Origin of the sequence: Bradyrhizobium sp. Rc2d (assembly GCF_900099855.1) — a bacterium.
Classification (GTDB): Bacteria; Pseudomonadota; Alphaproteobacteria; order Rhizobiales; family Xanthobacteraceae; genus Bradyrhizobium.
On record NZ_FNCU01000006.1, the window covers coordinates 154,026 to 179,236 of the forward strand.

General features: G+C 62.0%; 26 protein-coding genes. 16 read left to right on the forward strand and 10 right to left on the reverse strand.

What is annotated here, in order from left to right; genetic code table 11:
* Window positions 1–4: 4 nt before the first annotated feature.
* The 4 genes from BLV07_RS11170 to BLV07_RS11185 all read left to right on the forward strand — a co-directional run bounded on the left by BLV07_RS11170 (window position 5) and on the right by BLV07_RS11185 (window position 3,334).
* On the forward strand, window positions 5–1,726 hold the full coding sequence (locus BLV07_RS11170) for a chemotaxis protein (protein WP_091884427.1): 1,722 nt from the start codon (window positions 5–7) through the stop codon (window positions 1,724–1,726).
* Between the two features lie 145 nt (window positions 1,727–1,871).
* Window positions 1,872–2,315 carry a hypothetical protein gene (locus tag BLV07_RS11175; protein WP_091884703.1) on the forward strand — a complete coding sequence of 148 codons (444 nt, stop codon included), beginning with the start codon at window positions 1,872–1,874 and terminating at the stop codon, window positions 2,313–2,315.
* A gap of 149 nt (window positions 2,316–2,464) precedes the next feature.
* A complete protein-coding gene (locus tag BLV07_RS11180) occupies window positions 2,465–2,749 on the forward strand; it encodes a hypothetical protein (RefSeq protein ID WP_091884431.1) in 285 nt (94 codons plus the stop codon).
* A 138-nt stretch (window positions 2,750–2,887) separates the two neighbouring features.
* Window positions 2,888–3,334, forward strand: coding sequence for a CHRD domain-containing protein (locus BLV07_RS11185; protein ID WP_091884436.1), 447 nt, complete (start codon window positions 2,888–2,890; stop codon window positions 3,332–3,334).
* A 55-nt stretch (window positions 3,335–3,389) separates the two neighbouring features.
* On the opposite strand, the gene BLV07_RS11190 is transcribed toward BLV07_RS11185, so the two are convergent.
* From BLV07_RS11190 to BLV07_RS47460, 3 genes are all read right to left on the reverse strand, one after another.
* On the reverse strand, window positions 3,390–3,755 hold the full coding sequence (locus BLV07_RS11190; RefSeq protein ID WP_091884706.1) for a VanZ family protein: 366 nt from the start codon (window positions 3,753–3,755) through the stop codon (window positions 3,390–3,392).
* Window positions 3,756–3,910: 155 nt separating this feature from the next.
* The gene (locus tag BLV07_RS11195; protein WP_091884439.1) at window positions 3,911–5,503 is read right to left on the reverse strand and encodes an EAL domain-containing protein; all 1,593 of its coding nucleotides are present in this window, start codon (window positions 5,501–5,503) and stop codon (window positions 3,911–3,913) included.
* Window positions 5,504–6,018: 515 nt separating this feature from the next.
* Window positions 6,019–6,192 (reverse strand): hypothetical protein, encoded by a 174-nt coding sequence (locus BLV07_RS47460; RefSeq protein WP_176945473.1) that lies wholly within the window; start codon window positions 6,190–6,192, stop codon window positions 6,019–6,021.
* Window positions 6,193–6,763: 571 nt separating this feature from the next.
* Here BLV07_RS47460 and BLV07_RS47465 point away from each other — a divergent pair.
* From BLV07_RS47465 to BLV07_RS11210, 4 genes are all read left to right on the forward strand, one after another.
* On the forward strand, window positions 6,764–6,925 hold the full coding sequence (locus BLV07_RS47465) for a hypothetical protein (protein WP_176945474.1): 162 nt from the start codon (window positions 6,764–6,766) through the stop codon (window positions 6,923–6,925).
* 313 nt (window positions 6,926–7,238) lie between these two features.
* A complete protein-coding gene (locus BLV07_RS11200) occupies window positions 7,239–7,529 on the forward strand; it encodes a hypothetical protein (RefSeq protein ID WP_091884711.1) in 291 nt (96 codons plus the stop codon).
* A 41-nt stretch (window positions 7,530–7,570) separates the two neighbouring features.
* Entirely contained in the window at window positions 7,571–7,987 is a 417-nt protein-coding gene (locus BLV07_RS11205; protein WP_091884443.1) for a hypothetical protein, read from the forward strand.
* 541 nt (window positions 7,988–8,528) lie between these two features.
* Window positions 8,529–8,807, forward strand: coding sequence for a hypothetical protein (locus tag BLV07_RS11210; RefSeq protein WP_244551055.1), 279 nt, complete (start codon window positions 8,529–8,531; stop codon window positions 8,805–8,807).
* A 221-nt stretch (window positions 8,808–9,028) separates the two neighbouring features.
* Here BLV07_RS11210 and BLV07_RS11215 read toward each other — a convergent pair whose 3' ends face one another.
* Window positions 9,029–10,234, reverse strand: coding sequence for a hypothetical protein (locus BLV07_RS11215; RefSeq protein ID WP_091884447.1), 1,206 nt, complete (start codon window positions 10,232–10,234; stop codon window positions 9,029–9,031).
* A gap of 772 nt (window positions 10,235–11,006) precedes the next feature.
* Window positions 11,007–11,258, reverse strand: coding sequence for a hypothetical protein (locus BLV07_RS11225; RefSeq protein ID WP_244551056.1), 252 nt, complete (start codon window positions 11,256–11,258; stop codon window positions 11,007–11,009).
* A gap of 514 nt (window positions 11,259–11,772) precedes the next feature.
* On the opposite strand from BLV07_RS11225, the gene BLV07_RS11230 reads away from it, so the two are divergent.
* Window positions 11,773–12,249 (forward strand): hypothetical protein, encoded by a 477-nt coding sequence (locus BLV07_RS11230; RefSeq protein WP_244551057.1) that lies wholly within the window; start codon window positions 11,773–11,775, stop codon window positions 12,247–12,249.
* Window positions 12,250–12,297: 48 nt separating this feature from the next.
* On the opposite strand, the gene BLV07_RS11235 is transcribed toward BLV07_RS11230, so the two are convergent.
* Together BLV07_RS11235 and BLV07_RS11240 are read right to left on the reverse strand one after the other, a co-directional pair.
* Window positions 12,298–13,008, reverse strand: coding sequence for a hypothetical protein (locus BLV07_RS11235; protein ID WP_244551058.1), 711 nt, complete (start codon window positions 13,006–13,008; stop codon window positions 12,298–12,300).
* A gap of 7 nt (window positions 13,009–13,015) precedes the next feature.
* Complete coding sequence (locus BLV07_RS11240; RefSeq protein WP_091884456.1) at window positions 13,016–13,753, reverse strand: metallophosphoesterase family protein; 738 nt, start codon at window positions 13,751–13,753, stop codon at window positions 13,016–13,018.
* A gap of 193 nt (window positions 13,754–13,946) precedes the next feature.
* Between BLV07_RS11240 and BLV07_RS11245 the strand changes: the two genes are divergently transcribed.
* The gene (locus BLV07_RS11245; protein WP_091884461.1) at window positions 13,947–14,573 is read left to right on the forward strand and encodes a transglutaminase-like cysteine peptidase; all 627 of its coding nucleotides are present in this window, start codon (window positions 13,947–13,949) and stop codon (window positions 14,571–14,573) included.
* 185 nt (window positions 14,574–14,758) lie between these two features.
* On the opposite strand, the gene BLV07_RS11250 is transcribed toward BLV07_RS11245, so the two are convergent.
* The 3 genes from BLV07_RS11250 to BLV07_RS11260 all read right to left on the reverse strand — a co-directional run bounded on the left by BLV07_RS11250 (window position 14,759) and on the right by BLV07_RS11260 (window position 16,891).
* Window positions 14,759–16,030, reverse strand: coding sequence for a hypothetical protein (locus BLV07_RS11250; RefSeq protein ID WP_091884466.1), 1,272 nt, complete (start codon window positions 16,028–16,030; stop codon window positions 14,759–14,761).
* Between the two features lie 147 nt (window positions 16,031–16,177).
* Complete coding sequence (locus BLV07_RS11255; RefSeq protein WP_091884470.1) at window positions 16,178–16,453, reverse strand: hypothetical protein; 276 nt, start codon at window positions 16,451–16,453, stop codon at window positions 16,178–16,180.
* Between the two features lie 75 nt (window positions 16,454–16,528).
* Window positions 16,529–16,891 carry a hypothetical protein gene (locus BLV07_RS11260; RefSeq protein ID WP_244551059.1) on the reverse strand — a complete coding sequence of 121 codons (363 nt, stop codon included), beginning with the start codon at window positions 16,889–16,891 and terminating at the stop codon, window positions 16,529–16,531.
* Window positions 16,892–17,377: 486 nt separating this feature from the next.
* On the opposite strand from BLV07_RS11260, the gene BLV07_RS11265 reads away from it, so the two are divergent.
* The 6 genes from BLV07_RS11265 to BLV07_RS11290 all read left to right on the forward strand — a co-directional run bounded on the left by BLV07_RS11265 (window position 17,378) and on the right by BLV07_RS11290 (window position 24,908).
* Window positions 17,378–18,580: a polysaccharide biosynthesis/export family protein gene (locus BLV07_RS11265; protein WP_091884474.1), complete on the forward strand. Its 1,203-nt coding sequence runs from the start codon at window positions 17,378–17,380 to the stop codon at window positions 18,578–18,580.
* Between the two features lie 321 nt (window positions 18,581–18,901).
* Window positions 18,902–19,333: a hypothetical protein gene (locus BLV07_RS11270; RefSeq protein ID WP_244551060.1), complete on the forward strand. Its 432-nt coding sequence runs from the start codon at window positions 18,902–18,904 to the stop codon at window positions 19,331–19,333.
* An 85-nt stretch (window positions 19,334–19,418) separates the two neighbouring features.
* Complete coding sequence (locus BLV07_RS11275) at window positions 19,419–20,867, forward strand: O-antigen ligase family protein (RefSeq protein WP_244551061.1); 1,449 nt, start codon at window positions 19,419–19,421, stop codon at window positions 20,865–20,867.
* Between the two features lie 140 nt (window positions 20,868–21,007).
* Window positions 21,008–21,625 carry a hypothetical protein gene (locus BLV07_RS11280; RefSeq protein WP_091884484.1) on the forward strand — a complete coding sequence of 206 codons (618 nt, stop codon included), beginning with the start codon at window positions 21,008–21,010 and terminating at the stop codon, window positions 21,623–21,625.
* Window positions 21,626–21,898: 273 nt separating this feature from the next.
* Window positions 21,899–24,163 (forward strand): polysaccharide biosynthesis tyrosine autokinase, encoded by a 2,265-nt coding sequence (locus tag BLV07_RS11285; protein WP_091884489.1) that lies wholly within the window; start codon window positions 21,899–21,901, stop codon window positions 24,161–24,163.
* Window positions 24,153–24,908, forward strand: a complete 756-nt coding sequence (locus tag BLV07_RS11290) for a hypothetical protein (RefSeq protein WP_143035380.1) — start codon at window positions 24,153–24,155, stop codon at window positions 24,906–24,908. Before BLV07_RS11285 ends, BLV07_RS11290 begins: the two co-directional genes overlap by 11 nt.
* The last annotated feature ends 303 nt before the right edge of the window (window positions 24,909–25,211 follow it).

Consider the following 25,211-nt stretch of genomic DNA (forward strand, 5'->3'; position numbering starts at 1 on the left):
CGCAATGTCCGCCATTCCGGCCAACACGCTCAATGAGGCAATCGCCGCGATCGAGGACGTTTCGTCGCGGATCGAGGACGTGTTCGCGCGCGTCGGTCACGAGCTCGGGCGCGGCCACCTCATCTTCAAGGATCTGAACCAGGGTCTCGCGACGCTGTCCTCGGAACTCTCCGGTGCCGAGATCGAGGGCGCCGCGACCGCGTTGCAGGAGATCGCCGCACAGCTCAGCGAGCTGGCGCAGGCGCTTCCGGCCGAGACCGCCCTGCTGGAGACGATCGGCAGGAGCACGGCGGAGGCGTCCTCGCTGCTCAAGCCGGTGTTCAAGCACATCCAGATGATCACCATCATTGCCCGCAGCGCGCGGATCGAGGCAGCCTCGCTCGATGGTGACCGCGAGGGCTTTCTCGCCTTCACGCAGGAGGCCTACGATCTCGGCAGGGCCGTGCAGGGCTCGATCGAGGGCTGCGCGCGGGATCAGCAGCGCCTGTCCGAGGCGGTCGCCACCGCACTCAGCCGGCAGAAGGAGTTCGAGAGCCGCTACCGGAATCAACTGGCGGCCGAGAGCGTCGAGCTCGGTGCGGCCTATTCCGGATTGCACGATCAGCGCCGCAACAGCAGCCATCTCGCCGATCTCGCGAGTTCCAGCACCAGGAAGATCGCCGAGGCGGTGGGGAGCGCGATCATCTCCTTGCAGGCCGGCGACAGCACGCGCCAGCGTCTCGAGCATGTCGCGCACGGCCTCGGCCTCGCCTCGGGATCGACCCCGAGCCTCGTTCCCGAACCGGTCGCGAGCAATGACGGTGCGCGCGCGATTTGCCAGTTGCAGGCGGCCCAGCTCAGGGATGCCCAGCGCGAGTTCGGCGGCGACATCGGTCAGATCGTTCGCGCGCTGTCCGCCATCCTGCACGATGCGAGCAGTGTCGTCGGCCACGGCCGCACGCTGTTCGGCGGCGAGGACGGCGGGTCGTCATCGTTCCTGGCGCGCATCAAGCAGACGCTGGCGCATGCCTCGACCCTGATTGCCACCTGCGAGGGCGCTGGCCGCTCGGTGGATGAGGCGCTTGCGATCGTCGAGGACACGCTGACGAAGTTTCGTCAGGCGATCGCCGGGCTTGCCGAGGCGACCGTCGACATCACGCTGATCGGAATGAATGCCGGTCTCAAGGCAAGCCATCTCGGCAGCCGCGGCAGCGCCTTCGTCGTCATCGCCAACGAGCTCAAGGCGACCGCCGACCAGGTCTCGGCGGGGGCAGGGCGCTTGCGGCCGGTGCTCGACGGTATCGAGCGCTCGGCCAAGGAGTTGAAGGAGCTGCGCGTGCGGGGCGATCCCACGCAGCTCGCCAAGCTCGAGCCGCAGATCCTTCAGGCGCTGCGCGAGGTCGAGGCCGGCAATGAACGGCTCAGCAAGCTGATGAGCCGGCTCATCGTTGAAGGCGCGGAGTTCGAGGGGCTGATGAATTCGGCGCAAGGCCTGATGAGCACGCTCGGCGAAGGCTCCGCGGCTTTGCCCGCGGTCGCTGCGCGCCTCGAGACGGCCAGTGCCGGCGCACAGAAACCGCGTCCGCAGGACGAGGCCGCGCTCGACGAACTCTTCGCGCGCTACACGATGGAGCGCGAGCGGGACGTCCACCGCGAATTCCTGCAAGCGCTCGGGCTGGCGTCGCTTGCCACCACGCGCCGGGTCGAGGCGGTCGAGACCGCCGATGACGGCATAGAACTGTTTTGACGTTGCTGCCGGCTTCGCGCGTCGGCAGCAATTTGACAGGTTGACTTTGCGAGGCATTAACCGTGGTGGAATGCGCGCCACGTCGGTCATTGTCGCGCCCCACGGTTCGTTGCAAATACGCATGGAATTCACGACGGATGTTTCCATGCTGAAAGAGGGCAAATACGCGGCGTGGTTTAGAACCGCGCAAGCGCAAGGCACCGGCATTGTGCATCTGTCCCAGGGCCGGATTTCGGGCAGCGACAGCTTCTTCACCTATGGCGGTTCCTATCAATTCGATGACGACCAGCGGTTCACGGCCGTTCTGACCACGCGCCGGCATGCCGAGGGCCCGCCAACCGTGTTCGGGCGTGACGAGGTCGAAGTCTATCTCTCCGGCGTCTTCAGCGGTGCGATGGCGACCTGCTCGGGGACGGCCAAGCAAGCGCCTGAGGTGAAGTTCGAGGCGACGCTGATCTACAGCCAGGAAGATGCGCCGGCTGCCGACGTCCGCAGCGCAGTCGTGAGGCTGAATGCAGATAAGCTGCCCAAGGGGCCCGACAGCCGTTACCGGCCGCGGCATCCGTTCACGGCGGGTCCGTCCAAGTGAAATCGCGCAGCTCCACGGGCCTGCCCTGCCGCCGTGATTAGCGTTGCATTGACGCTGTTGTCTCGAAATCACGCCGCAGCCGCGCTGCAGCAACTCTGCCTTTAGAAGCGGGAGCTAGCCTCGCGGCCGATCAAGCGTGGTGGAAGAACATGCCTCAAATCTGGATGACATACGACGAACTCGGCGCGCTTTGCGGCTGCGGCGCAATGGAGGCCAGGGACCGCGCCATCCATTTGTCGCTCGATCGCCGCAAAAGTCGCGACGGGACGACGCGGGTCAAACTCGATCTGGCACTGACGGCCAAGTTCTTTGCATCCGTGCGTGAGGCGGATTTCGATCTCGATTGCGCCATTGAGGCGCTGCACAACACCCACCGGCAAATGGCCGAACTCCTGGCTCCCACCCAGCTCCACAACAGGCGTGGAGCGGCCTGAGCCTCCGCGTGTTCCGGTCCATGCCGAAGGCTAATTCCCGCGCTCGTTGTCCCGAATCAGCATAAGCTCTGCGGCGGAATTTCCGGCTGTCGTCGGTGTTCAAATCGCGATGGGGAGCGAAGTCTGCAGGAGGAGTGCATGAGCAAAGCTGTGCGTCGGCCGTCGGTGGCACTGTTGGGGACGCTCGCGCTGGTTGGAAGCGTCGTTGCGACGAGCGGAATGGCAAACGCGGAAGCCGTGAAGCTGCAAGCCGAGCTCAAGGGAAGCAATGAAGTGCCCCCGAACAGCTCGTCCGGATCGGGCAAGGCAGAAGCCGCCTACGACACTGTAACGAAAGTTCTGACTTACACCGTCACCTATGCCGGGCTGACGGGACCCGCAATGGGGGCGCATTTCCATGGCCCCGGCGAAGCTGGCAAGAACGCCGGCATCGTCCTCCCGTTCAAGACGGTGCAAAGCCCGATCCAGGGCAGTGCCACGCTCACCGACGCGCAGGCGGCAGATCTGCTGACCGGAAAATGGTACGCGAACATCCATACGGCCGCGAACCCGGGCGGCGAGTTGCGCGGCCAGATGATGAAGTGAAGTAGAGACCGGGGTGTACGTCCACCGGTCATCTCGCTGAGGGGATGCTGGCTGCTTAGGACGGCGGTCTCGGCAAGAACGCCAGGATCATCTGGGCGAGCATGACGCCGACGGTGCCTCCTGCCGCCTTCTGGAGCACGTCGAGAAAGCCCGGATCCCGGTCGGGTATGAACACCTGCATCAGCTCCAGCCCCATAGCGACCGCCACGACGAGCGAGCAAGCCAAACCAAGCTGTCCTGGCAACAGAAAGGAAAGCAGGAAGCCGAGCAGACCATAGGCACTGAAGCGCTCGATCACGACGATCCAATAGGCCTCGTGATGTCCCATGAGCGCGGGTCTTCCCGCCAGCTTCGCCAGGGTGGCATAGACGATCAGCGCTAGACAGATGCTCGCGGCTGCGATGAGGTGGCTCCTGCGCATGGCGCCAACATACAAGGTTGGGCGCCCGCCTGGTTCGAAAGACGAAAATATCGTTAAAGGCGTTGGCCGCCGCCAAAGGCTCCGCTGGCACAAGCACGGTGACACCGTTTGGCGGCTCACCCCCCGTTAGGGAAATGGAAGTTCTTCCTCGACCGTCAGGCCACCAAAGCCGCATCGTTCGAGACCGCCGCGCCTGACTGCGCCACCCGGCGCGACTCGACGAGCTCACTAAACCTGGCGAAGGGCAGGGGCGGCGCAACGAGATAACCTTGGCCCTCCGCTACGCCGGACGCGAGCAGTGCGCGGAGTTGCTCCTCGGTCTCGATGCCTTCCGCGACCACGCTCATATGGAGGTCTCTCGCGAGCGCAACCAGCATCTCCACGATCGTCGTCGTCGACGCGTCCACGGTGATCGTGTCCACGAAGAACTTGTCGATCTTGATCATGTCGGCGCCGAGGCCCTTCAGTCGAGACAGTCCGCTATGGCCGACGCCGACGTCGTCAATGGCAACGCGGAAGCCATGGTCCCGCAGCTCGGCGACAACCGCCGCGGCGCGCGCGAGATCGTCGAGCTCGTCGCGCTCGGTTATCTCGACCACGATCTGGCGCGCGGAGACCCTTGCGGTCAGAACCTTGCGACGCAGCGTTTCAACGAAGCCTGCACTCAGGAGATGCCCGGGCACGACGTTCAAGGACATCTTGAAATTCTTGTTTGCCCTCAGCAATGGCTTCAGCTCGGCGAGCGCCGATCCCAGGATCTGCCAGGTCATCGCCTGGATGCGTCCACTGGATTCGGCGAGCGGAATGAAGTTCATCGGCGGGACGACCGAGCCATCTCGGCGCAGCCAGCGAACCAGAATCTCGCAGCCCTTGATCTGACCTGTCCCGAGATCGAAGATGGGTTGGTAGTACGGCTTGAATTCGCCGGCCGCCAGCGCCCGATCGAGATCGGCGACGGGCCCCTCCATTCGGCGGCTGCGTGCCAGCAGGATGCCAAAGATTGCGCCAAGTCCAAGGGCTACTGCGAGGACGGGCCAATAAGCCTCGTGGTTCCAGCTCGAAAGCACCGCGTGCTCGAGCCCGATCGTGGCATGAAGCGGGAAGCGCGCGGAAGTCCTGTCGAAACTGACCGGCTCCGGCAGGGACTTGCCGGCGTCGGTTTGGAATTCGCCGAGCTTCTCGCCACTGCTCAAGGCGAGGATCACCTCGCTGTGCGCCCGCAGTTCGGCGGGCATGATGTCGAACAGGCTGGCATTGATTCCGACAATGGCGACGAGGGCGGAGCTGTCGTTGATGTCCCTGAGCACGCCCAAGGCGTCGCCGCCGAACTGCTCCACGCGGAACAGCGAAAGTGCCTTGTCGCGCGAGGGCAGCATGTCGCGGCGATTCACCCATCCCTTGTCGAATTCGAGCGTCTCGGAATAGGCCGAGCAGATCACCGAGCCATCCGGTTTGACGAGGCGGACGTCCTTGATCGCCGAGCGCTGGTAGACGTGGAGGCGGATGGCTTGCAGCGCCCCGGGCTCGCAGCTGGCGAGATTGCGTTTTGCGAGCTCGTCCAGGCTGGCCGCGGCAAAATCGACCGCAAATTCGGAGCGGCGCAGAACGACCTCGGTCAACTCGCTCAGCTGATGCGCCTGCTGGTGGCGAATGACGGCCTCCGCCGCGAAATGGCCCGCCAGGGCGAACGCCATCGTGCTCGCAAGCACGAGCGCCGCAAACAGGAGGTTGGGTCGCTGTAATCTCATCCGGTCCGGGCGAAATTCAGGGAGGCCTGGAAAATTGATCCTAGCCTGCGGGGACTAAGATAGCGTTTAACGGGACGAAGGAACGGAGATGCCCCGCTGCGGAGCCAGCCTTAGAGGGGGCCCCAGAAGACGTACAACTGGCCGGTGAACGGGCCGGACGGACCGCCGCAGGCAGGCGGCTCAATCGACGCTCACCGCCCGCCGCGATGGCGGACGGAAATGACCTCTGGATAGGGTCGGCTGGGCCGATCGCTGTGGGGCGTGACGGGATGGCGAGTGGCTCGCAGCCGAAGCACCACGAAAGCGACGTTGATCGCCAGCCAAACCAATATCGCGGAAATGGCAAAGTGGAGCACTGCCAGACCTCGCTGAAAGTCTGGAATCAAACACCCAATGGTTGCTTTGGTTCCGTCCTGCCAAGGCGAAAAGCTGCGGCTGGGTCGAAGAGGAGCGTTGCCGCGATGATGGCGCTGCCGTCCTCGACTCTCTCTTTCCGAGGCTAGCCTTTCCCGAGGCTAGCCTTTCTTGTTCGTCTTCGACTTCAACGAAAGACCAAGCCGCAACGCCATGCGCTTGATCGCATCAGGCGAGCGCCCGAGAACTTTCGCCGCCTCTTCCAGCGAAGCCGAAGACTTGGCCAGCTCCATGAGCCGGCGGTCTTCCTTGAACGACCAGGGCTTGCGCGCCATAACCGAAATGATCCTCTCGTCGACACAAGGGACAAAGCCGCCAAGCGACCCATGTTCGCTCGACGGCTTTGCTTGGGTGGGGCCGGACTTGGGGGAGCCCGGTGCGAAGATGGATAAGCGAAACGCGAGACTTCGCAACAAACACCGCGGATTAAGCTAACCGCTCAACCTTACCGCGATGAAGTTGGTGTATGCCGCTCCGTATAACCACGGAGGTTTCGTCGGTGTTGTCTGCAATCGCCAGCAGCCGCGTGCGAAAAATGTGTCGGAAGCGACTTCATCACGCAGAGGACAGACGCGCTCGACCACCAGCGCGCTCGTGGCTTCAGGCTGCTTGCCGAGGTGAACAGGGGTTAACATCGTCGGCTGGATATCGCTCTCGAACAATGAGAGATTTCGTCATCCTCTCCTGCCGCCAGGGTTTCGCGCGACGACCAAACTTCGAGCACCACGTTGCACAAACTTCATGATCGTCTGACAAAAGTTTCAGCGCCGATGACCTTGAAGTCGTCGCAACATCACGTTTGAAATGTACCGGGAGGAGCGTTCCGAAAAATTGGGAACATTCCAAATGCTTGCGATTCTGGTTTTGATTTCGATTTTTGCAGCTGGCTTTGGCTGTGGCTATGGTGTGCGGGCGTGGCGCTCGCGCAAGCGATCAGCACGATATCGCCTCTATGCGCCCTACACGCCGGCATCGATGGGAGTGAAACAAAGCGAGCATCCATCGTAATGCAGAACCATGGGCGCGATGTTTCAGGCGGAAGTTGATCTTGCCTCGCGGCAAGGTCGGATAACCATGTGCGGTTAGGTTAACGTGGTGCGGTCCTTGAGAGCTTCGGAAAGGCAACCTAAAACGTATCGGTTCATTGCGAGAGTTTAGCCGCCTCGATTTTTTCGGGGCCCGCATGGGTGGGCGTAGATGGCGTATTTGATTGCGTTGCTGGGCGCGACGTGCGTCCTTATTTTGATCGCTTTTGTTCGTACCTTTGATCGGCGGTTGAAAGATCTTCCGCGGCCTTGGATCATGAATGAGGGCCATTCGAATGATTGATCAAAGGCACAACGCGCCCCGCAGGTATTTCGTCGACGCCCAAGGGCATCGCGTCCTGATCGGCCTTTCTTTGGAAGAGACGGTGGAGTTCGAAGCGCTGGATCTTTCATCGAACGAGACAGCGCAATTCGCGTCCGAGATTTGCGTGAACGACGGAGCCGTTGCGGCGGACGAAGTTCGCTGGCTTGAGCTCTATTCCAAGCACGAAGGGGCTTGGCGGGCGTGGATCGCACAAAGCCAGGCGGAGCGGGCGCAGGATTTAAGCTTTGTTAACTATGTCTGACCGATGGTAGCCGCCTAAATCTCGAATGTGGGATGGCCCAAATGTTTCAGCTGTTCCTGAGAGCGCGCGCACACAATCTTCTCGGCTCCCGCCGTGAGGACAAAGGTTTTAAAGCCCGCTCCGTCGAGCGTGATGCAGAGACCGACCGCGCGCGGATCGGTGCCGTCCTGGCGGCGATCGAAACAGCATTGCAGGAGGCGGAGAGGGAGCAGGCCGGCCTCAACCGGCGTGTTGACGATGCCCTCGCACGTGCATCCGTCACCTTCGGAAACGGCACCGATGAATATCTCGAGCGTGAGCCGCTCGACAATTATCATCAGGATCTCTTTGCGGCCGACATCTCGAATGGCCAGCGACGGCTCAAGGAATTGGCAAGCGCCATCGCGCACTTGAAGTTCGTCAAGACCGCAATGCTCACGCGCTTTCCGGATTTCAAGCCGCCGCAGCTCGACAGCTAAAGCGAGTTGAGCTTTGGTTGAATCGGTGCGAGCCGAGGAGGGCACCCTCTCCCGTAGGGAGAGGTCGGATTGCATCAAAGATGCGATCCGGGCGAGGGGTTACAGTTTCATTGTCTGCCGCGGCCCCTCACCCGGATTGCACTGGACGATGCTCCGCATCGCGATGCGCCGCGACGCGCGGATTTCACGGCTTTGTCACGCGCAATGTCCCGCCGAGTAGCAGGGCAATCGGATATGATCTTGGCGGCGGCCTGAGCGCGCGCCTCGTCCTTCGAGACGACCGCTCCCAGCGGTCTCCTCAGGATGAGGCTAATCGGCGTCGGTGCCCGTTGAAACTGCTGCCGCGCACTCCGTCCTCATCCTGAGGAGCCCGCGTAAAGCGGGCGTCTCGAAGGATGGCCGCAGGGAAACACTCACAAATGCAGTAGCCCTGCGCCGAGCAAGGTCGGCCGCGTGACAATTCGGCGCTGCTTTGCCGTTGGGCGCTTCGACCCTTTTTGATATGGTTCGGCGGCCATTCATGGATTGAAGGAGCGAAGAGGTGCCAGTCAAGAATTTGAGGACGTTGGTTGGATTGGCATGCGCTTTGACGCTGGCCGCGCCGGCGACGGCTTCGGCCATCACGGCGGAAGTGGCCCGCGCATGCGATGCGGCGATGGCTAAGGCCTTTCCGCCCAGACAGATCGGCAACCCCGCGGCCGGGAGCACTAAGGGAACGGCCAAGGATAAGCGCGAATACTTCCAAAAATGCGTTGCCAACAATGGCAAGGTCGACGACATGCCGGCGGACGCGCCAAAGGACAACAAGCCGGCGAAATAAGGACAGGGTGGCTACGGCCGGAGCGTTTTCGAGCGAAGTGGATACCGGTTCGCGTGAAGAAAACGCGTCAAAACAAGAATCTAGAGCTTCGGTTCTGATACAATCAGAACCGATCATGCTCTAAAGCATGATCCGGAAAAGTGCGCAGCGGTTTTCCGAAAAGATCATGCTCAAACAACAACCTAAAGCGCGATGACGATACATCCTAATCTCATCGCGCTTTAGCGTCGGGGCGGCGGACAGGGCGAGTAGAACGCGCCGTTCGCCGCATTGATGCGTTCGACGCATTGATTGGGATCAGTGACCGTTCCGGCGACCGTGAAGTCGTAGCCCATGCCCTTGACCACCACGACGTAGCGGCCGGGGGCGAGCGTAAAGCCGTCTTGCTCTGGTTGGAGCAACAGCATTCTCGACTGGTCTTCGACCGGACCTACCTTGTAGGGGTACGACATGCTGCGGATGACCCAGGAATCGCCGGCGCTGACCATGGCGGCTTTCCCGGTGGCGTCGACGCCCATCGCCCGGGAGACTTTCGCGACCACCCGAACTTCGGTCCCGCTTGCATCGACACCCCCGTCGGGCCTGAACACGATGAATCTGACGTCGCCGCCCATCAATGTGGTTGCGCTCGGCGTGTTGATGGCTGCCGAGATCGCGACGCGCCGGTCCGGAATCTTTCCGGGCACCGGCTTGAGCTCATGGAGCTGGCCCTCGCTCAAGGCGTAGACGCCGAACGTCGTCGGCAAAGGCATCGACGGTTGTGCAGCTTGCGCCGGCTCCTTTGCGCTATCCGGCGTCCGTTCAGCGGGTTCACCCACCGAGGGAGTCGGGATGGCGGTCGGCTGAGGGCCCGAGGTTTCCGGTGAGCGCGCGGACGGCAGCGCCACCTGTGGCAATGCGGTCACTTGTGTCCTCAGATGTAGCCAATAGGCAGCCGCGGCCCCGGCGCCCGCAATGAGCAGGAGCATGGCGGTCAATCGAACGAGAGATTTGAAGGCGCCGCTCCGTTTGAGCTGGTCCAGCGATCTTGACGGTGCCGCTGGTCCGCGTGGCGTTTCCGCGGCCGTCGAAGGGGCTGGTGAAGCCAGAGCCGGCGGCGTCGGAATGGGCGGCGGAGCAGGGGCGTTGTCCGGCCGAGAATTCGCCACGACAGTGCCGGCAGCCTTTGCCGGTGAGGACGGCTCGCTTCGCTCAAAGGACCGTTCGACCTCCTGGATGGCGCGTTCGAGCACTTGCTGGAGCGCTCGCGCCTCCCGCGCATCGGCGTGGTTGAATTGTTCCAGCAGCTTGATGCGGGCCAGTTCGTAAACGACGTCCCGCATCTGCCGGGGGTCGTCGGAGATTTCGCGGATCCGCCCTGATAACAGGCGGACAAGTCCAGCCTTGATCTCGTCCGCGTTGGCTGCAGTGTCGCCGGGCTCGGTCATCAAGGCCGATCAACTACCCCGGATACAGCTGTTTCGCTAGGCTTTTTCACCCCGGATCCCTTGGCCGCGGTGGATCGCTCTGGTGGATCCTTCAAAGGTCCGCCGCGATCGTCTCGAAGAGCTTGCTTTTGGGCAAAAACCTGTGACATTTCGCCCAGCTCCTCTTTCCGGTGTTTGATGATGCGCGGCATTTTGACAGCAATTACGTTTTTGGCCTTCCTGGTTCAGCCCGCTTCGGCGCAAGGGGTCAAGGATCAGGCCAACACCACCAGCTCCAGCATCATCACAACGCCTACGAAAAAGGCGCAGACCAGCCAGGCCGCATCGCGGCCTACCGCTGTCCGAAATGTGACGGGGAGCCTTCCTGCCGGAAGGGCGGCCCAAGGCGTCTGGCGGGATGGCAAGCTGATTGCCGTGCCTCGGTGAAGGCAACGCAAGCAGCCGTGAAGGAACGGTGTTCGCCTCCCTGACGTTCTTGATCGGGAGATGTCGCTCATGAAACGATTAGTCTTGATCACATTCGCGCTTGTCGTGCCTGCCGGCGCCTCGGCCCAGGGCGTCAGCGATCCGTCGACGCCCAATCGCAACGTGATCATCGTCAATCCGTCGCAGCCGTCGCCCTCCACGGCGACGCCAAATATTCCGAGCCGAATCGAGCCCCCGTTGACGAGGGGCGGACACGCCCGCCCCTATCACGGGAACAGAACCCGGGGCAGTGGGTCGAGTCGTTATTAGCCGCGCCGGCCATCTTTCGGTGGCGTCGTGAGACAAGCTATTGCGGATTTACCTCGACCTCCAGGGTCGATGTCCCGCGATGATGGCGATTGCTGCCCGAGATCAGCAGCGTGAACTTGTCGGTGCCAGGCGTTTCGGTTCCTGCCGAATAGCGGAAGCCGGACCCGACCACTGCCAATTGTCCCCATGATGGTCCGCTCACGACTGAGACGTTGAAGATCTGCATATACGACAAACGCAGGCCCTGGATGCAGTCCGCCCCAGGCGCGATCGATATCGTCCATCTCACTGAATCTTCCGAAAAGGCAAAAGGCGTCCGCTCCTTGATGCAGACGGGACTGGCGTGCGCCGTCAGGCCAGACATGAAGGAAGCCGCGACGGCAGTACTTAGCAGCAATAACGGTCTTGCACGCATTCTCGGGCAACTCCACGAGTGCATGCCAAAGTTAAACATCAATGACCTAACGAGGTCTTAGAACAGAGCCGTTGGCCCTTAAGCCGATCAAATGCCGCGGATCTCGGGTACATCAATCATCCGGTCGGCCTCTCTCCGGACCATGCCATCCTGCCCCTGTTTTGCCCGACGAGTCAACCCGAATTTCGGAAAAGGCGTAACCAATTGATCCGACTGGTGTCGGCTACTGTGCATGGGGTTGTTTTTCAATTTTTTGATGGGATGGTCCCCGAACGCCCCCAGGTGCTGAAATCCCCGGGAGCTAAAATGGAAAGGGTGCCCGGCGAATGGGCTTTCTTGCAATCGGCAAAGGTATAGATTGAAAAGCTGGAGATGAGGAAATTGGCCAATGGTCGTCCTTGTCGCTCTGCCTGGAGTCATCAGCGTGCGAACGGGTCGACGTGGCCACTGTGAAAAGCGGTTTGGGAAGCTGCCTCAGGCGGTCATCATTGTTGCCGGCGTGCTCGGCCTTGGTCTTGCCTGTCCGTCCTTGTGTCTCGCTCAGACCGAACCGGAGCCCTCGATCAACGACTATCTTCCGCCAAGCGAGCCGGAAGTTACGCGCGACGAATGGCGGCAGCGGATCGAGGACGCGCGGCGCCGAGCCAAGGAGGTCTCGCGTGAGCGGCGCGAGCATCCAGAGCTCTACAAGCCGATTCCGGAAGATCCGGACCTTGTCGCGACCGAACGTCTCCTCAACGACGACAGTCTGCAACGAGGCGACATCGTCGCGACCAAGAAAGGCATGTTCGTCTACCAGGGGCGATCCGAGCAACCGCGCCGCGATCACGACTTTGTGCCGGTCAACCCGAAATCGGTGCGCTGACGAATTCGCTGCAGCCCCAGGAGCGATGGCAACGAAGCTCGTCCGGGTTCAGTATCGCCGCATAATCTCGTTGAATTTGGGGTCGGCCACTTTCGTGGTCTCCAGCAGCAGCGACTTGCCTTGCGGAGTCGCCTGCACGTAGGCCGCGATCAGCAGTGGCTCGTAACGAGAGCGATTGGCCAGCGCCGACCGGATGTCGGACTGCGCCAGGAGCTTGATCTCTTCATCGGTCGCGGCCGCGCCCGACGTCACGATTTGGACGCGAGAGAAGGCAACGTCGATCGGCACCGACCCGGTCAAGTAAGACATCTTCACCGCAGGCGTTACCGCCTCGCCGGCCTGGGCCTGTAGCGTGCCGAGCGTGAGCCATAGCGCGGGCCTGATCGGTGATAGTTTCAAGGCAGCCACGACGGCACCTTGAGCTGCCTTGTTCTCGCTGGCCCTGCTGCCCGCGTCGGTGGAGGGGCGATGAAGAAAGTCAGCGGCCATCGCCGCCGCGTAATTCGCAAGCATCTCGCCATCCCATGAAAAGGATGCAAGGCCGCCGGCGGCCGCCAGCTTGGCCTTGTCGGGCGGAATCTCGCCCGAGAACAAGTCGCTGGCGCGAAAGTTCGGTCGTATGAGATCGCCGTAGAACGTCATGCCGGCGTGAAGCGCCAGCACGATTGCGGTCAAGATGCCGATGACGCGAAGCAGGATCATGCGATTCATGGTGGAATTGACGAGGCCTTGAGCGCGAGCCGACGACGGGTCCGACATTCAACTCTTAAATTGCGAGCAGACTATCGCCTTGGATCGTCAACAGCGTCAAGTTGCCGGTCGCGTAGGCGCCGGTGTCGATATTGATGCGGTTTGGTCGAATATCGGGCGCGCTGACCGGCGTGTGACCGTGAACGATATATTTGCCGAAGCGCTCCTCGGAGGCCAGAAATTCCTCGCGGATCCAGAGCAGATCCTCATCCTTTTGGCGATCGAGCGCGATGCCCGGCTTGACGCCGGCGTGGACGAAAAAGAAATCGCCGCAGGTGAAGGAGGAGGGCAATTGCTGGAGGAAGGCGAGATGCTCGGGCGGGAGCGCGCGCTTCAATTCATCGATCAGCTCGACCTGCTGCTCTGCGGACGGATTCATGGTCGGCCTGATGCCATAGGAGACCAGGGTCAGGAGGCCGCCATAGTGGCGCCACTCCTGCAAGCGGGTGGGGTCCTTGAGGACCTCGAGCAGGAAGACTTCGTGGTTGCCCTTGAGGCAGACCGTCTCGTGTGATTTCGAGCGCGCGATCAAGAGATCAAGAACGGCGCGCGAGTCCGGGCCGCGGTCGACATAGTCGCCGAGAAAGACCTGAATGGCTCGTTGGGGAGCCGAGCGGGCAAGATCGGCGTCGATCACGGTTAACAGCGATTGAAGCAAATCGGCGCGGCCATGCACGTCGCCGATCGCATAGACGCGAACGCCGTCGGGAAGCCGAGGCTTGGTCTTCTTTCGAAAGCGTGAGGAAAGGCCCATCAGGTCGGTCGAATCGCTTCTAGCGTCACGAGCGGATCATCGTGACCGCTCTTAGCAGAACCAGTCACACATCGATATTCTTAATTGTTTGCAACCAACGCGCCCGCATTTTGATTAAAGGATCGCGTGGCCTTTGAGCCGTATTTCAAGAGGTCTCGCGTAGCGTCCTTTCCTACAAGAAGGGGAGCGCGACATGCGCAAAGTTGTAAAGTTCCTGGCGGCCGTGGCCGCAATCGTCGTTGCTGCGGGGTTGCAGCAGAGAGCGGAAGCCGCCTTCGTCGGCGCGCCCTTGGGGCTGCGCGGTGCTATCCAGTACATCAAGTTCGACCAGCCGACGCTGGCGCCGATGGCATTCACGCTCTTTTGCCTGAAGTACAAGGACGAGTGCAGGCCGCGGCCGCAGCAGGTCGTGTTCAGGGGCGGCCGTCTGAAGCTCACGCCGGAGCGGCTGGCGCAGATGCAAGAGATCAACCAACGGATCAACGGCGCGATCCGTCCCGAGGCCAACCTGGAGGGGCTGCGCGGCGAGAAATGGCTGCTGCATCCGGCGAGCGGCGACTGCAACGACTACGCTGTGACAAAACGCCACGATTTGATCGCCAAGGGCTTTCCGGCGCGCTCGGTGCTGCTCAGCGAGGTCGTGACCACCTGGGGCGAGCATCATCTCGTGGTCGTGGTGCGCACCTTCTCCGGCGATCTCGTGCTGGACAATCTCTCCGGTCACATCCTGCCGTGGTCGAAGAAGCCCTATCGCTGGGTCCGCATCCAATCACCCAAGAACCCGAACTACTGGGCGTCACTCGGCGATCGCGCCGTCTGATGACCGGCGCTCTATCGTGATGAGGATTGGCTGACGCTCTGCGACAGCCCCAGTCCCACGATCACCGAAAGACACAGGATTGCTGCCGGGCGCAGCAGTCCCGATCGCTGGGTCCGCATCCAATCACCCAAGAACCCGAACTACTGGGCGTCACTCGGCGATCGCGCCGTCTGATGACCGGCGCTCTATCGTGATGAGGATTGGCTGACGCTCTGCGACAGCCCCAGTCCCACGATCACCGAAAGACACAGGATTGCTGCCGGGCGCAGCAGTCCCGGACCGGCGAAGCTCTGGACGAGTGCAAAGAGAACGCAGGCCGCGGTCGCCGCTGGGAAGAACGAGTCGCGTCCGCGCTGGAGCGCGCCGAAGAACAGGCGCACCAGAGCGATCAGGCTTACCGCCATCATGGCGGTCAAGCCGATCCATCCCGTGTCCGCAAAGACGGCGATGGCCGCCGAGGGCGCGGTCAAAGTCGTGCCAGCCTCGCTCTGATAGATCTTAGCGACGGCCGAAAAGCTTCCTGCGCCCGCGCCGAACCAGCGTGTGTCGGCCAACATCCGCTCGAGGGCGGCCTTGGTCTCGGTCCCCAAGTTCGGGACGAGCCGCATGAGGACCGGCCCAGAACTCTTCTCGAAGAGGAAGGTCAGGACGATGGTCGCGCCGATCAGAGCTGCTGCCGACAATGCGCCCGCGGCCAATGGCGAGAGGTCGAGCCTCCGGATGACGAGGATCAGCAGGATCAGCACAACGCCAAAGGCCGCTGCGATCGCGCTGTTCGTTCCGGAAAACCCAAAGATCGCGGCCGCGCAGACCAGGGTCCCGACAAGGCCGCAAAGGCCGATCGCGATCGAGCGAAGGACCGAGTGATGCGTTTCGGCCCGTTCAGCAGCGAGCTGCATGACCGCTAAATTGAGCATGAGGCCGAAGCCGGCCAAAGTCGTGGTGAAGTCAGCGGGCGCGGCTGCCGCAACGGCCGGCGACAGCCGATGCAAGTCCAAGGTCAAGGCGGAGACCGCGGTCACTCCGCTGAGCACGAAAAGAACCAGCTCGGCACGGCCGCGGTTGCGGACCACCAAGATGGTGACGCCGAGCAACGAGATCGCCGCGAGTGCCAGCAGCAGCGCGTTCACCGTCAAGCCGGTATCGGCCGTGATCGGCCCGAGCGACAGGCCACCGAGGACGTCGTGAGCGCTGGCCCAGATCGGATGCGCCCAGCTCAGCGGAAGAGGGACGAGTTGGGCGGCGATGCACAGCGGAATGGCGAGCAGGATCCACCGGCCCCAGGCGGCCGCGCGCACATAGTGGTCGTAGTCGGCCTTCCGCGCGGCCGAAGCGGCCGCCAGCAAGCTCAGCGCTGCGGCCATCGTCCCGAGCTGCGCACCGACCCTGGCGCCGGCAATTTCGAGAGCGGAAGCTGAGACGATTGAAACGATGAGGGCAAAATAAGCGAAGGACAAACGGCGCGCTCGAAGGGAATCCTGAAACGGTCAGGTCACCATACAAGCGGGCGATGGGTTTTCAAACAGAGCTCTGTCAGGACAACAGCTCGGTCTTCACCTTTCGCGCGCGCGCGAAAGGTTCATCGCCGCGTCAATCCGGCGTCGTCAGCGGACAGTTTTGACCGGGCGGGTGAATACGCGGGTGGTACGCGCGGCAGCAAGGCCAAAGCGCGCTCCTGACCCAAAGAGGTAGCCGCCCTGGAGGGCGATGGCGGCGAACACCACGTCTTTCAGGCTCTCAACCACGGTGAGATCGACCATCAAGCCGACCGGAATCGCGGCGAGCACCATGACGAAGGTCAACGGCAGGAGCACCAGGACGCGAAAGCGTTGGCCCAGCACGGCACCTACGAGAAAGCTGAAAATCAAAAACGCGGTCATCCGAAACACTCTCTGTGCTCCGGACCCTAGGTTCCCCCCCTAAAAAGACCCTTAAGTTGTATGGCTAAATTTGGCCTATTGGCTGCAATTTGCCAGCAGCGAATGATAGGCCTCCCGCAGTCCATTTAGGGCCACCGCACCTTTGATCTCGCTGTCGCCTTCCTTGACGACAACGGACAGTGAGGGGGTCGTCTGCCAGTTTCCGGCGGCAAAGGCGGAGACCTCGTCGGGCAACAGCACTGCGGCCCCCGCGGCCGCCATGCTGGCATCAAAGGTCAAGGTGCCGCCGCCGGCCGCGGCGATCGTGACTTTAGGATGGCTCCGCGGCGGGAAAGGCCGGATCAAGGCCACCAGCACGTCGATCTTGCCCTTCGGCGCGCAACGGACGATCAGGCCGGCGAAGTCCGGGTCGGACTGGCTGGTGTCCGCCGTCTTCATGATGGCGGCGAAGCTCTCGCCGTCCTTCGTCCCTTGGGTCCGGCTGAATTTCCAGACGGAGGAGGAGGCGGAGGTGGCGACCTCGACAACAGCCGGGCCGTGGCAGGTGGATCGGGCGCTCTCAGCGCAAGGTATTGTACCGTCCAATGGGCGATCAGCGGCGCCAAGGAGGGAACCTGCCAGCAGCGGGATCAGAAGGAGGCCAGACACGGGGTCCTACTCTTAACAGACCCAGCCGTAGCAGACGCCGGCAAGGTCAAGACGCGTCGCGCTCGCCACACCGCGCCCTTGACTTGGGCGTTTTGCTCGCCGACCGGGCACACGAAATACAACAAATAGTCACAAAGGGTTAAACTAAGCCCCAAAGAGTGGCTCGCACGCAACAGTAGCCGACTGATCGCACCGTTAACCACCAGGGAACCCTTGTCGCACCGCCCGCGCCGCCGTACCAATCGACGGTAATTGGGGTCTCTTGGGGCGCGATTCATGCATTCCTTTGCCAAAACTTATGTATTCAAGCCGGCATTTCTGGCGGCCGCTTTAGCGCTCGGAGCGTGTTCGACCAATCCAGGTTCGGGCCCGCTGACGGATGACGTCAACAATAAGATCCAGACCGAAAATGCGCCGGCCTATGAGCTGGTGCCGATCAATCCGGCTACGGTGAAGATTCTGCACACCCATGAGCCCAAGGGGCTCGCCGGGGCCTTCACGGACAAGCGGCCGCCGGCCAGCATCGTGTTCGGCATCGGCGACGTCGTCAGCGTTACCATCTTCGAAGCTGCCGCCGGTGGTCTGTTCATCCCGGCGGAAGCCGGCGTCCGTCCGGGTAACTTCGTGACGATCCCGGATCAATCGGTCGACAATGACGGCTTCATCACCGTGCCCTATGCCGGTCAGGTCAAGGCGGCGGGCCTCACAGCGGTTCAGATTCAGCGAGCCATCGTTGAAAAGATATCCAACCGCGCCATCGAGCCGCAGGTTGTGGTTGCGATGGCCTCGCAGCGGACCCAGCTCATCAGCGTGCTCGGCGAAGTCAACTCGCCGGCGCGTTATCCGGCGAGCGCGGCGGGTGCGAAGGATCGCGTGCTCGACGCGATCACCCGCGCCGGCGGTATCAAGGGTCAGGGCTTCGAGACCTGGGTCATGCTGGAGCGTGCCGGACGGCGGGCTACCGTGCCGTTCGAAAATCTCGTGATGACGCCTGAGAACAACATCTATGTTCGCCCCGACGACAGCATCTATGTCTATCGCGAGCAGCAGAAGTTCCTGGCGTTCGGCGCCAGCGGCCAAAGCGGCGAGTTCAATTTCGATGCCTGGCGCATCAACCTCGGCGAAGCCGTCGGCAAGGCCGGAGGTCTCTTGGATGCCCAGGCCGATCCGGCTGCCGTGTATCTCTACCGTCGCGAGCCGCGCGAGGTTGCCGCCCAGCTCGGCATCGACGTGAGCAAGTACACGTCGGAGACGATCCCGGTCATCTTCGCGGTCAATTTCCGCGATCCGGGTGGCTTCTTCCTCGCCACCAAGGTCATGATGAAGAACCAGGACATCATCTACGTCTCGAACTCGCGCAACGTCGAAGTTGCCAAGTTCCTGAACTACCTGCGCGTGATCATGGCGACCGGCAGCGATGCCGTGAACCTCTCCAACGACGCCCTGATCTTCCGCAACAACATCAAGACGGCGCCGTAAGACGCCGACTTGATCGACCAAAACCAATGGCACCGGGGCTTTGTCCCGGTGCCATTTTCGTTTAGCAACCGAAGCGGTTCTGCTGCGGCTACGAGTTCGGGATTTGGATCAAGGCGCCACTGAGCACGACGCGCCGTTCATCGGTCATCCCGCAGTGTTGCAAGGGGCTTCATGCGTTTTCGAGCATTCTGGCGTCTTCTGGCTCTCGTCCCTGCTGCCGTCGGACTTGGACCGTTCGGGCAGGCCGTTGCTGCTGCAGGGGAGCTCGGCGTTCGCCATCGCATCGACGTGATAGTCTCCGCCGAACCTGATGCGCCGATCTTGTCGCGCCTGCGCGGAGCCAAGGGCGAGCTCTCCTTCACGGTCCGGCTGTCGGCGAACTCCAAAGAGAGCCGGTTCTTCGGGATGCTGCGCCCGTCTTTCCCGAATATCGTCGTCCCCGATGGCTCGGGCAAGCCGGTGGTCCAACAGACCAAGCTCTGGGAGGAGGATGTCTGCCATCAGCGCCGGGGCCTGCCCAAGGTCACCGTGACCCAGCTCGGCGGCCATTTTGCCGAGGGGGAGGGGCGGATCGAGATTTCCGCCATCAACCGGCACATCGGCCTTTTGGTCCCACCGGATGAATTAACCCCTGGAATAAAACTCGAGCCGGGGAGTGACAGTCTTGGGCTATTCTACGCCTTCCGGGCGCAGACCCGGAACAGCCGCCTCAACGTTGATCTGAAGATCTATCCGATTGATTGCTTCCTCTAGAAGCTAAAGCAAAGCTCGCTCCAGAACGACGATGCGCCTTTGGCCTCCCAACATAAGCTGGTCCAGGATTCGTTGGTCGTGGAGCTTGCCCGCGACCTTCATCCTGTTCTTCGTGGTCGCCGGCGCGCCGTTTCCGTTCGGCTCGACCAACGATCTCTCGATCGCGTTCTGGTGCCTGTGCTTGGGAATCGCGGTGATGTTTGCGCCGACGCGCGAGCTGCGAAGGCCGCATCTAGGGCTGCTCGCCGGCATCGCCGTGATCGTCGCCGCTTACGCGTTCGTGCTGCATGAGCAGCTGTCAGATCATCCCTTCCTCGCGCCATTCCAGCCGATCTGGAAGCAGGCGTCGGATCTGCTGGGCGTGCCGATCGCCCCGTCCGCTTCGATCGTGAAGAACGAGGCGTTCTTCGCGCTCGGCGCGCCGCTCGCCAACATCCTCGCCATCGTCCTCGGCATCACCGTCGGCGCCGATCGCGAGCGCGCGCGCCGCATGCTGTGGGTGATCGCGATCTCGGGCGCGGCTTACGCGCTCTACGGCGTGCTCTCGTTCCTGATCGAGCCGACCATGATCCTGTGGCGGGACAAGACGGCCTATCTCGGCAGCGTCACCGGCACCTTCATCAACCGCAACACGGCGGCGGCCTATTTCGGCTCCTGCGCGGTGATCTGGATGCTGCTGATCCTGGAAGATGTCCGCCGCCGCTTGCCGGAGCGGCATATCGAATGGAGACGCCTGTCGCTCGATCTGCGCACGATCCCGCCAAAGCAAATCCTGCCGCAGCTTGGCTGCCTGCTGATCTGCCTGATGGCGATGTTCATGACGGGATCGCGCGCCGGCGTCGGCCTGTCGCTGCTCGCGATGATCGTCGCGTTCACGCTGTTCCTCCGCAAAGACCTGCCGCGACGCACCGGCATCTGGATCTCGCTCGGCTCGGGCCTTGCCGTCGCGCTCGGCCTCTTGCAGCTCCTGGGCGGCCGCGTCTCGAGCCGGTTCGACAGCCAGGGCCTGGTCGACGAGGGCCGCATCGAGGCCTGGAAATCCACGCTGCGAATCATCGCGGATAATCCCTGGTTCGGCACCGGCATGGGCACCTTCCAATGGGCCTTCCCGCCCTATCGCAGTCCCAACATCTCGATTCGCGGCATCTGGGATGCCGCGCATTCGACGCCGCTGGAGCTTGCCTCCGAGGTGGGCATTCCCATGGCGCTCCTGGTTGCGCTCGCCTGGGCGATCATGCTGCTGGTTCTGGCCAAGGGCGTGTTCGGGCGACGGCGCGACGCCATCATCCCGCTGACGGCCGCGGCCACCGCCACGCTGTCGCTGCTGCATTCGTGCCTCGACTTCACGCTCCAGGTGCCCGGCTACAGCATTCCATTCTTTGCGCTTTTCGGCGCGGGCCTGGCGCAGTCCTTCTCGACCCGGGAGGGCCGCTCCGCAAGCGATGCCGTCGCTACCGGCGGGCGAGGCGTGGGCCACGCCTCAACCGCCGACACAACCGCGCGGCGAATGCCTCAGCTTCATAAAAGTGTCTAGATTTGAAGCAGTTGCGCTGTTTACGAAGTCTTTAGAATAAGTGGACAGTCCATTTCTCTTCGGATAGGTTCCGCAACTGCACAGCCATTGCCCGGGCCGAGGAAGCAAATCGGGGCAGCTGATTTTTTGGAGGTCTATTTATGAGCGTTATCAAGATTGCGCTTCGCATGGCTGCCGCCGCGGCCCTCGCCGCGACGATCACCTCAGCCGCAAGCGCCGCCGTTTATCCGCCGCAGCGCCAGCTGCCGGCCCAAATCATTTCCGAGTTCAAGGCCTCGCCCAACAGCCTCTTGCAGCAATATCCGACCGGCGGCCCGCAGCTGATCTCGCGCGTGCGCGACCTCGGCGCCTCCGATCCGACCACGCTCCCGGGCCTGATCGCGCTTCTGAAGGATCCCGCGACCACCAAGGACCAGATGCGCGCGATCGTCGGCGGCCTCGCCCAGGTCGCCCGCATGGCTGCGCAGAGCGATGCGGCTTTCGCCAATGAGATCCAGACCGCGATCGCCGGCATCGGCAACCCCGACGTGATCGCCGCCTACCAGGCCGCGACCGGCGACGTCGCGATCGCCGCGACCGGCGGCGGCGCGGGCGGCGGTGGCTCCGGCGCGGGCGGCCCGGTCGGAGGCGGCTTCGCCAACGGCGGACAGGGCGGCAGCCTCGGCACCTTCGGCGGCCTGCACTATGCGACGACGGTGACGCCGCACGCGAACGCCGGCGTCAGCGGCACCACCAACAGCGTCAGCCCGCGCCGCTGAGCGGGGACGAGATTTCAAGGAGCGGTCCAGCTGGACCGACCAACGACGGAACGGCGCTTAGCGGCGCCGTTTTGCGTTTCGCCCGTTAAGCTTCCGCACAAATTATAATGTGCGCACACCGCTGCGCTGCATCAATTGAGTTCAGCCGCGTTTCGCCGCGTGTTATATTCGCCCTCAACTACCGGTTCTTTCGAGTGCTTTTGCTCGCGTGACTTTCTCATCCCCAATGCCATCCTCCAGAGCCAGTCGCTGGACGATTTCAGGAATTGCACAATGCTGCAGGTGAATAGGCCTTCGTCGGAGATCAACCGCGACTACGCCGAGGTTGAAAGCTCGCCGGCCCAGACGCTCACCTCCTATCTCGAGATCGTCCGCCGCCAGTTCCCGACCATGATTGCGATCGTTTCGGCCTGCGTAATCCTGGCGCTGCTCTACCTCTTCACTGCCGCGCCGCAGTTCACCTCGACCGCCTCGATGGTGATCGACACCCGCAAGGTGCAGCTGTTCCAGCAGCAATCCGTGCTCGGCGACATCGCGGTCGATTCCGCGACGGTGGAAACCCAGGTCGAGATCCTGAAATCCGAGAACATCAGCCTCGCCGTGATCCGCGACTTGCACCTGATCGAGGATCCCGAGTTCACGGGCGTCGGCGGCGGCTTGCTCGGCACGGTCGTTGGCGCCGTCGCCGCCTTGTTTTCCGACGGGCACGCGTCGTCCGAATTCGAGCAAACCCGCAAGGCGCTGGAGCGATTCGAGAAGAACCGCACCATCAAGCGCCTTGGCCTCACCTATGTGATGGAGATCGGCTTCACCTCGAAGGATCCGCAGAAGGCGGCGAAGATCGCCAATGCGATCGCGGATGCCTATATCGTCGATTCCCTCGAGGCCAAGTACCAGGCCACCCGTCGCGCCAGCGTCTGGCTGCAGGACCGCATCAAGGAGCTGCGGACCCAGGCTTCCGCGGCGCAGAAGGCGGTGGTGGATTTCAAGACCGCCAACAACATCGTCGACACCGGCGGACGGCTGATGAACGAACAGCAGCTCGCCGAGGTGAACAGCCAGCTGGTCATGGCGCATGCGGCCACCGCCGAGGCAAAGGCGAGGCTCGATCGCATGAACGATATCCTCAAGCAGGACATTCCGGACGCCAACGTCGCCGACGCGCTGAAAAACGACACCATCGTCAAGCTCCGCGCGCAATACGTCGACATGGCCTCGAAGGAATCGATCTGGGCGCTGAAATACGGTTCGGATCACTTGGCGGCCGTAAACCTGCGCCGGCAGATGGCCGAGATCAAGAAGAACATCACGGACGAGCTGAAACGCATCCAGGAATCCTATAAGAGCGATTACGACATCGCGGTGACCCGCGAGGAGGCAATCAAAACGAGCCTTGCTAACGTCGTCTCGGAATCGCAGCTCACCAACCAGGCGCAGGTGCAGCTCCGCGAGCTCGAGAGCAACGCGCAGTCCTACCAGGCGATGTATGACAATTTCCTGCAGCGCTATATGGAGAGCGTGCAGCAGCAGTCGTTCCCGATCACCGAGGCGCGGGTGATCAGCGCGGCGACCACGCCGCTGAAGAAGAGCTATCCGAAGTCGCTGGTCATCCTGGCGGCAAGCCTGCTCGGCGGCTTCTTACTGGCCTTCGGCGCGGCGATGGCTCGCGAGCTCACCGACAAGGTGTTCCGCACCACTGGCCAGGTTGAGGACGTCCTGGGCGCGAACTGCATCGCGATTCTGCCGGCGCTCGGCACCGCCACCGTGCCGAGGCTCGGCGGGAAAGCGCTCGGCGGTAAGCTATCGGCGAAGAACAACCCCGAGCCCGACTTGCTGCGCTACGTCGTCGACAGCCCGCTGTCGCGCTTCTCGGAAGCCGTGCGGTCGGTGAAGGTGGCGGTGGACCTTAATTCGATCGTGCGCGAGAACCGCGTGCTGGCGGCTACCTCGACCCTGCCGAACGAGGGCAAGAGCACGCTCTCAACTAACCTCGCCCAGCTCATGGCACATGGCGGCGCCCGCGTCATCCTGGTCGATGCCGATCTGCGTAACCCCTCGCTGTCGCGCGCGCTGGTGCCGGATGGGAAGATCGGCCTCGTTGATGTTGTCGCGCAGAAGGTCCAACTTGAGGACGCGCTGGTCGTCGATCCCGAAACCAAGCTCTCGATTCTGCCGGCGGGCACCACCTCGAAGCTTCTGCACACCAACGAAATTCTGGCTTCGAAAGCTATGCACGCGCTGGTTACGCAGTTACGGTCAAAGTTTGATTACGTTGTTCTTGACATGCCGCCAATGGCACCGGTGGTGGACGTGCGCGTCACCTCCTCCTTCGTCGACTCCTATGTGTTCGTTGTGGAGTGGGGCAAAACCAGCATCGATGTGGTCAGGCACAACCTACGCGGTTCGCCAGAGATTCATAATAAGTTGCTCGGCATCGTTTTGAATAAGGCAGACACCAAGGCACTGGCTCGCTACGAGTCTTATCACGGTCGCTATTATTACCAGAAGTATTACGCTAGGTATGGGTATGTCGAGTAACCGCAATCTTCTGGCGCGTGCGGGATTTGCTCTGCTCGGTACTTTCTGTTTCTTCTGGTCAGTTGCTGTCCTGCTTCCTTTCCGATTGACTGCCTCCACTCGTGAGGTATCGGCACGAATTCTTGCGGATGATCGGTTTCGGCCCGGAGTCCTGGCAGATCTGTTGGCACGCTTGAATGCTGCTCCGCGGCTCGCGATAGAGCAACCCGAATATCTGCAGGCTGAGGCTCTAATTGCGTTGCGAGTAGCCGAAGAAGTCGTGCAGCGTAGGAGTTCGGAAAATCCAGACAGTGAGCTGCAAGCGGCTGATGAAAAGATACGTAGTTCGCTTTCCATTAGCCCATCTGATCCATTCCTCTGGTTTCTTTCCTACTCGCTCAAGACGGTGCGTATCGGATTCGATCTCTCGAATCTAAAGGGCCTAGAGCAGTCCTATGTGTTAGGTCCACGTGAGGGATGGATTGCGGTGCGTCGTAATCGAGTCGCTCTCTCTGCTTTTGGCTTTCTTCGGCCTAGCCTTCAGCAGTCCGTAGTGTCTGAGTTTATGGAGATGGTTGATGCAGATTTCATAGATGACGCGGCAATCAACTTAGAACGGGTCGGCTGGTTGCATCGAGACCAACTGCTCAGTGGTTTGTCTGGCGCGGACATTGCAAGCCGCGAAAAGTTGGCCCGGCGCGTCTCGCAGGACGGTGCTAAGGTCTCTATTCCGGGTGTACAAGAGAATGACAGGCCATGGCGATAACCTCATTCGCGTTGAAGTTATTGAAGTTGAATCTTTCGTTATGGAGTGTGACGGCGTTTGCCCTCGGCGGCGCGGTGCACTCTCAATCGATGGGAAGCTCAACAGCCTCAAGGTTAACGATACAGGGGCCGGCGGAGGCGTCCGGCACTAGCGTTATCAGAGATGCGCTGGGGAAACCATGCTTGGATGTGGAGGCTGCCGCCCGCGGTCACGTTGTTCACCCAGAAACGCTTGATCATCTCGTTAGTATCAAGAACAACTGCCCTCGCTCGATAAAAGTCAAGGTTTGCTATTATGGTTCGG

Excerpts from the sequence above, each read along its gene's own strand:
- BLV07_RS11280 (WP_091884484.1), top strand. The coding sequence starts at position 21,008 with ATGAGCGTTATCAAGATTGCGCTTCGCATGGCTGCCGCCGCGGCCCTC.
- BLV07_RS11255 (WP_091884470.1), bottom strand. The coding sequence starts at position 16,453 with ATGACCGCGTTTTTGATTTTCAGCTTTCTCGTAGGTGCCGTGCTGGGC.
- BLV07_RS11175 (WP_091884703.1), top strand. The coding sequence starts at position 1,872 with ATGCTGAAAGAGGGCAAATACGCGGCGTGGTTTAGAACCGCGCAAGCG.
- BLV07_RS11195 (WP_091884439.1), bottom strand. The coding sequence starts at position 5,503 with ATGAGATTACAGCGACCCAACCTCCTGTTTGCGGCGCTCGTGCTTGCG.
- BLV07_RS11240 (WP_091884456.1), bottom strand. The coding sequence starts at position 13,753 with ATGGGCCTTTCCTCACGCTTTCGAAAGAAGACCAAGCCTCGGCTTCCC.
- BLV07_RS11185 (WP_091884436.1), top strand. The coding sequence starts at position 2,888 with ATGAGCAAAGCTGTGCGTCGGCCGTCGGTGGCACTGTTGGGGACGCTC.
- BLV07_RS11245 (WP_091884461.1), top strand. The coding sequence starts at position 13,947 with ATGCGCAAAGTTGTAAAGTTCCTGGCGGCCGTGGCCGCAATCGTCGTT.
- BLV07_RS11285 (WP_091884489.1), top strand. The coding sequence starts at position 21,899 with ATGCTGCAGGTGAATAGGCCTTCGTCGGAGATCAACCGCGACTACGCC.
- BLV07_RS47465 (WP_176945474.1), top strand. The coding sequence starts at position 6,764 with ATGCTTGCGATTCTGGTTTTGATTTCGATTTTTGCAGCTGGCTTTGGC.
- BLV07_RS11290 (WP_143035380.1), top strand. The coding sequence starts at position 24,153 with ATGTCGAGTAACCGCAATCTTCTGGCGCGTGCGGGATTTGCTCTGCTC.
- BLV07_RS11265 (WP_091884474.1), top strand. The coding sequence starts at position 17,378 with ATGCATTCCTTTGCCAAAACTTATGTATTCAAGCCGGCATTTCTGGCG.
- BLV07_RS11180 (WP_091884431.1), top strand. The coding sequence starts at position 2,465 with ATGCCTCAAATCTGGATGACATACGACGAACTCGGCGCGCTTTGCGGC.
- BLV07_RS11230 (WP_244551057.1), top strand. The coding sequence starts at position 11,773 with ATGGTCGTCCTTGTCGCTCTGCCTGGAGTCATCAGCGTGCGAACGGGT.
- BLV07_RS11215 (WP_091884447.1), bottom strand. The coding sequence starts at position 10,234 with ATGACCGAGCCCGGCGACACTGCAGCCAACGCGGACGAGATCAAGGCT.
- BLV07_RS11205 (WP_091884443.1), top strand. The coding sequence starts at position 7,571 with ATGTTTCAGCTGTTCCTGAGAGCGCGCGCACACAATCTTCTCGGCTCC.
- BLV07_RS11235 (WP_244551058.1), bottom strand. The coding sequence starts at position 13,008 with ATGTCGGACCCGTCGTCGGCTCGCGCTCAAGGCCTCGTCAATTCCACC.
- BLV07_RS11260 (WP_244551059.1), bottom strand. The coding sequence starts at position 16,891 with ATGAAGACGGCGGACACCAGCCAGTCCGACCCGGACTTCGCCGGCCTG.
- BLV07_RS11200 (WP_091884711.1), top strand. The coding sequence starts at position 7,239 with ATGATTGATCAAAGGCACAACGCGCCCCGCAGGTATTTCGTCGACGCC.
- BLV07_RS11170 (WP_091884427.1), top strand. The coding sequence starts at position 5 with ATGTCCGCCATTCCGGCCAACACGCTCAATGAGGCAATCGCCGCGATC.
- BLV07_RS47460 (WP_176945473.1), bottom strand. The coding sequence starts at position 6,192 with ATGGCGCGCAAGCCCTGGTCGTTCAAGGAAGACCGCCGGCTCATGGAG.
- BLV07_RS11190 (WP_091884706.1), bottom strand. The coding sequence starts at position 3,755 with ATGCGCAGGAGCCACCTCATCGCAGCCGCGAGCATCTGTCTAGCGCTG.